This is a genomic window from Micromonospora sp. D75, from assembly GCF_018070405.1.
In the GTDB taxonomy this organism is placed as follows: domain Bacteria; phylum Actinomycetota; class Actinomycetes; order Mycobacteriales; family Micromonosporaceae; genus Micromonospora; species Micromonospora chalcea.
On record NZ_JAGPXV010000471.1, the window covers coordinates 1 to 4,796 of the forward strand.

General features: G+C 76.1%; 5 protein-coding genes. 3 read left to right on the forward strand and 2 right to left on the reverse strand.

Annotated elements, in window-relative coordinates; translation table 11 throughout:
- Positions 1-1,391 (forward strand): DUF3488 and transglutaminase-like domain-containing protein (locus KBX39_RS23350; protein WP_210872514.1); only part of this gene is annotated, 1,391 nt, incomplete at its 5' end.
- A 24-nt stretch (positions 1,392-1,415) separates the two neighbouring features.
- Here KBX39_RS23350 and KBX39_RS23355 read toward each other — a convergent pair.
- Positions 1,416-2,216 carry an SDR family oxidoreductase gene (locus tag KBX39_RS23355; protein WP_210872517.1) on the reverse strand — a complete coding sequence of 267 codons (801 nt, stop codon included), beginning with the start codon at positions 2,214-2,216 and terminating at the stop codon, positions 1,416-1,418.
- The gene (locus KBX39_RS23360; protein WP_210872523.1) at positions 2,213-3,193 is read right to left on the reverse strand and encodes an LLM class F420-dependent oxidoreductase; all 981 of its coding nucleotides are present in this window, start codon (positions 3,191-3,193) and stop codon (positions 2,213-2,215) included. The genes KBX39_RS23355 and KBX39_RS23360 overlap by 4 nt, the downstream gene beginning before the upstream one ends.
- A gap of 144 nt (positions 3,194-3,337) precedes the next feature.
- Between KBX39_RS23360 and KBX39_RS23365 the strand changes: the two genes are divergently transcribed.
- Complete coding sequence (locus KBX39_RS23365; protein WP_210872519.1) at positions 3,338-4,549, forward strand: low temperature requirement protein A; 1,212 nt, start codon at positions 3,338-3,340, stop codon at positions 4,547-4,549.
- A gap of 53 nt (positions 4,550-4,602) precedes the next feature.
- A partial coding sequence (locus tag KBX39_RS23370) for a DUF1028 domain-containing protein (protein ID WP_210872521.1) occupies positions 4,603-4,796 on the forward strand: 194 nt, incomplete at its 3' end.

Below are 4,796 nucleotides of genomic sequence, written 5' to 3' on the forward strand. Positions count from 1 at the left end.
GCGGGGCGCCGCTGATCCGGCTGGCGGTGCTCAGCGACTATGACGGGGTGACCTGGCGGGTCGGCGCCACGTACCGCAACGCGGGGCGGATCCTGCCCGCCACCGAGCCCGCCCCGAACACGGCCACCGACGAGGTGCGCCAGGAGATCACGGTCGGCGACCTGACCGGACGGCTGCTGCCGGCGGTGCCCACGCCGCGCGAGGTGACCGGCGCGCGGGTGGCGTACGACCCGGCGACCGGGACGCTGATCCGCCCGGAAGGGCTCGGGCCGGGGCTGCGGTACGAGGTGTCCTCGGTGCGGGAGCGCCCGGACGTGAACCTGCTGCCCACGGCGAACGTGCCCGCCGGTGACGAGGTGGCCCGGGTGCTGCGGGTGCCCGACGGCGCCCCGGAACCGCTGCGCCGGCTGGCCACCCAGCTCGCCGAGTCGAACGGCGCTCCGTACGCGCGCGCCGACGCGATCGCCACGTTCCTCGCCGAGCACTACCGGGTGACAGCCGACGCGCCGAGCGGGCACGCGTACCCGAATCTGGCGTTCTTCCTGTTCGGGCCGCGCAACGGCGGTGGGCAGCGGGGCACGTCGGAGCAGTTCGCCGCCGCGTTCGCGGTGCTCGGCCGCCTCGCCGGCCTGCCGACCCGGGTGGTGGTCGGGTTCGGGCCCGACGGCGACGGGCCGGTGCGGGCGGCCGACGCGTACGCCTGGCCGGAGGTGTTGTTCGACGGCGTCGGCTGGGTGCCGTTCGATCCGATGCCGCGCCCGGACGAGGAGCCCCGTCCGGTGGAGGAGGACTTCCGGCCGCAGCCGGAGGACCCGCCGCCGTCGGAGGTGCCGGCGCCCACCGAGGAGCCGAGCGCAACGCCTCCGGCTGCCGCGCCCGCACCCGGCCGGAACGAGGGCGGGCTCGGCACACCGGCGCTGGTCGGCGGCGGTGTCGGCGGACTGGTGTTGCTGGTCGGCGCGGTGCTGGCGGCGCTGGTCGCGATGCGCCGGCGGCTGACCCGCTCCCGTCTGGCGGTGGGCGATCCGGGCGAACGGGTCGCGGGAGCGTGGCGGGAGCTGACCGACGCGCTGCGTCTGGCCGGGCATCCGGTCGGGCCGGACCTGGCGGCGGCGGAGGTCGCCGAGCGGGCCCGCCGGACGCTCGCCGAGGCCCGCGCGGCGCGGCCCGGAGAGGGCGCGGCGAGCGGCGACCCGGATGGCGCAGCGGTGGACGAGCTGGCCGGTCTGCTCAACCAGGCGGGCTTCGCGCCGGGCAGCGTCACGCCGGAACAGGCGGAGCGGGCCGCACGGCTGAGCGCCGGCTTCGCCGACGCGCTGCGCGCGACCCGGTCGCGGTGGCGACAGGTGCTGTGGACGATCCATCCGGGGCCGCTACGGTGGCGACGCTGACCGGACCGCCCGCCTCGTGAGGGCTCAGCGGTCGGCGGCGCGCAGCTTGCGGACGAGTTTGCGCAGCCCGGCCTGCCACCCGTCCGGGTCCTCGGCACGGCGGCGGGCGTAGTCGGCGACCTCGGGGTGCGGCAGGATCAGGAACCGCTCCTCGGCCAGCCCGGCGACGACCGCGTCGGCGACCTGGTCCGGGGTGAGGATCATCCCGGACGCGGCGATCACCCGGGCGCCCAGGTGCCCCTCGGTGAGGCCGTCGGCGAGCATCGGGGTGTCCACGCCCTGCGGGCACAGCGCGCTGACCCGGATGCCGGCGTCCCGGTAGGTGATCGCCAGCCATTCGGCGAGACCCACGGCGGCGTGCTTGGTGGCGGTGTACGGCGCGTCGCCGACCGCGGTGAGCACACCGGCCGCCGAGCAGGTGAGCAGCAGGTGCCCCTGGCCCCGGCTGAGCATGCCGGGCAGCACCGCGCGGGCGCTGTGCAGGTGCCCCAACACGTTGACCCGCCAGGCGCGGTCCCAGTCGGCGTCCGGCGCGTCGATGCCGCCGCCGGTGGCCACTCCGGCGTTGGCGCAGAACAGGTCGATCCGTCCGTGGCGGCGCTCGGTCTCCTCGACGAGCGCGCGTACCGCCGCCTCGTCGGTGACGTCGAGGCCGACGCCGGTGGCGACCGGGCCGATCGCCTCGGCCGTGGCGCGGGCCGCGTCGGCGGCCAGGTCGGCCAGCACGACGGCGGCGGCGCCCTCGGCGGCGAACCGTCGGCCCAGTGCCGCGCCGATCCCGCCGGCCCCGCCGGTGATCACGACCACCCGGTCGGTCAGGTTCATCTCAGGCCACCTTCCCCGGGGCCGAGCCGGGGCAGCAGATCCATCCAGGCCGCCGCGCCGCCCTCGGTGATCTCGGGCGTGGGGAGCACCGCCAGCACCGGCACGTCGACGCCGTTGTCGGCGTAGCGGCGGACGGCGGCCGCGCACTGCTCGGGCGAGCCGTGCAGCACCAGCGCGTCGACCACCTCGTCCGGTACGGCGGCGGAGGCGCCCCGCCGGTCCGCCGCGGCCCATGCCGCCCACATCGGACCGAGCGTGTCCTCGCGGCCCAGCCATCTGTGGAAGGCCGCGTACGCGGGGACGGTGAGGTAGCCGGTGATCATGCGGCGGCCCAGCGCGCGGGCGTACGCGGCGTCCTCGGTGGGGCAGACGAAGATGCGGGCGGCCACCTCGAACCCGGGGCGGCGCTCGCCCACCTCGGCCAGGGCGGTCGGCACGTCCTCGGCGGCCAGCCAGTTGAGGATCACCCCGTCGGCCTCGGCGGCGGCCAGGCGCAGCATGCCGGGGCGCAGCGCGGCAAGCACGACCGGCGGCGGCACGCTCGGCGGACGCTCCAGCGTGAAGCGCCGTACGGCGAACGTGTCGAACGCGCCGTCGACGGTCTCGCCGCGCAGCGCGGCCCGCAGAAACCGCAGCACGTCCCGGGTCCGTTTGAACGGCTCGTCGAACGCGATCGCGTTCCAGTCCCGCACCAGCACCGGCGACGAGGCGCCGACGCCGAGCGCGAAGCGGCCCGGCGCCGCCTCGGCCAGCGCGGCGGCGCTCATCGCCAGCAGTCCCGGGCCACGGGTGAACACCGGCGTGATCGCGGTGCCGAGGCGCAGGCGCGGCGACCAGGCGGCGGCCAGGGCCAGCGGGGTGAACGCGTCGGCGCCGGCCACCTCCGAGGACCACACGTCGGTGAAGCCGGCGTCGTCCAGGGCCGCGTAGACGGCGGCGTGGTCGGCGAGCGGGATACCGCCCAGCGGCACTGTCATGCCCCATCGGTTCGTCACCCGTCGATGGTGCCCGTCCGGCACCGCCGCGAGCAAGATCCAGACCGATATGGGCGATCGGTGCCGAGACGCCGGGAAAGAGTGTTACGACTGCCGGATGAGGTGGACCGGGGACGGGGCAGCGCGGTGAGGACCGCCGAGCCGGCCGCGCTGCGCAGCTCCGGCGGCGGCCCCGACCGGGCCACGTTCCTGGAGCTCTTCTTCGACCTGGTGTACGTGTTCGCGCTGACCCGGATCTCGGCGCGCGCCTTCGAGGACCTGGTGCTGGAGGGCGGGCAGACGGGCTGGTCGGCGGTGACCGGCGGCGGCAAGACGCTGCTGCTGCTGGTCGCGCTCTGGGCCGTGTGGCAGGGCACGGCGTGGACGACCAGCCGCTACGACCCGCACCACCTGTGGTTGCAGATCATCGTGATCACCGCGCTGATCTCGGCGATGGTGATGGGGGTGGCGATCCCCCGCGCGTTCGGCCACAGCGGCCTGATGTTCGCCACCGCGTACGTGGTGGCCCAGGTGAGCCGGCCGGCGATCCTCGTGCTGGTGCTGCAGAACCAGCAGTACCGCCGGCTCAAGCGGCGCATGCTGATCACGTTCTGCACCACCGGTGTGCTCTGGCTGGCCGGCGCGCTGCTGCCGGTGAACGCCCGGGTGGCGCTCTGGACCGCGGCGCTGGTGCTGGAGTACCTCGCCGCCCGGTTCGGCTGGCCGGTGCCGGGCCTGGGCCGGTCCACGGTCTCCCGCTGGGACATCCACGGCGAGCACCTGGCCGAGCGCTACCAGCAGATCTTCCTGGTCGCGCTCGGCGAGACGATCCTGCTCGCCGGCCTGTCGTTCACCCGCTCCCCCACCAGCCCCGGCATGGTCACCGCGTTCGCCGTCGCGCTGGCCACCTCGGTGCTGCTGTGGCGGATCTACGTGCAGCGGGCCGGGCAGATCCTGGGCGAGGCGGTGACCCGGGCCGCTCACCCGGCCACCGTCGGCCGGTCCGCCGCCGACACCCACCTGGTCATGGTGATCGGCGTGGTCGCCACCGCGATCGGCTACGAGCTGGTGATCGAGCACCCGATCGGGCACAACGAGCTGCCCTGGCTGGCCGTGATCCTCGGCGGGCCGGCCGTGTTCCTGGCCGGCCGGGCCCGATTCGAGTACGAGGTGTTCGGCCGGGTCTCCCCGTCCCGGCTGGTGGGGATCGCCGCGCTGCTGCTGCCCGTACCGCTGCTGGTGCGCCTCGCGCCGCTCGTCGCGTCGGGCTTCGCCGCGGCGGTCCTGACGGCGGTGGCGGTCGCCGACGCCCGGCGGGCCTGGGGCCGGCCGCCGGAGGACGCCGCGCCGCCGTTCTGAGCGGTGCCGCCGGAGCGGGGCCCCGTGCCCGCCCTGCGGGCTACGATCCGCGCGTGACCTTCTCGCTCGTCGCCCGCTCCGCCGACGGGCGCCTGTTCGGAGTGGCAGTGGCCAGCCGGTTCCTCGCCGCCGGGGCGCTGGTGCCGGCCGCCGAGGCGCTGGTCGGGGCGGTCGCCACCCAGGCGCACGCCAACCTCGCCTACCGGGCGCAGGCGCTCGCGCTGCTACGGACCGGCGTCAGCGCCAC

What these genes read in the sequence shown, in the direction of transcription:
- KBX39_RS23355 (WP_210872517.1), bottom strand. Translation starts at nt 2,216, where the DNA reads ATGAACCTGACCGACCGGGTGGTCGTGATCACCGGCGGGGCCGGCGGG.
- KBX39_RS23360 (WP_210872523.1), bottom strand. Translation starts at nt 3,193, where the DNA reads ATGACAGTGCCGCTGGGCGGTATCCCGCTCGCCGACCACGCCGCCGTC.